Annotated in this window: 1 pseudogene; it reads right to left on the reverse strand. The window is 53.7% G+C overall.

The annotated features are described in order from the left end of the window. Positions 1 to 531 (reverse strand): annotated as a pseudogene (locus ACLHZ1_RS20575) (IS4-like element ISAs18 family transposase); the annotation flags it as partial.

Genomic DNA, 531 nt, shown 5'->3' on the forward strand with positions numbered 1-531 from the left:
CCTAGCTCTTGCTCCAGGCGTTCGAACAGCTCCATGTAACCAAAGCCGCGGTCAGCTACTACCGTCACGAAGATACCCTCTGGCAACGTCTGCTTGAGCTTGGTGAGCAGCTCTTTCTCATGGGCATTGCGTTGCCCTTTGAGCAACGATTTCCGATGGGTTTTCCACAGCAGCGGAGTACTGCGACCGTGGTTGGTTTGCAGGCTGATAACCAAGGTACTGTGATCATCGGCATCGAATTCGGTCCAGTCCATGGAGACTACGATCTCGGTACGTTCACCGACCACATAGGGCACCCAATCGTCAAAGAGGCTCCAGACATTGAGCTTGGTGTTAGTGAGCAGGCGATCCACCTGTTTAACCGCATGTTTACGTTCGAGACCGTTGGCCAAGGAGAGGCCACTACCGATGGCGTGGATGGCCAGTGAACCTGACTCGATAACCCCGAGGGTAGCATTGGCGAGGGAAAGAACACGCTTGGCATGCATGTCCTGTCCAAATATATCGTCGATGTGGTTGAGGATTAGTTCG

Origin of the sequence: Aeromonas sobria, from assembly GCF_050266975.1 — a bacterium.
GTDB classification, from domain to species: domain Bacteria; phylum Pseudomonadota; class Gammaproteobacteria; order Enterobacterales; family Aeromonadaceae; genus Aeromonas; species Aeromonas sobria_B.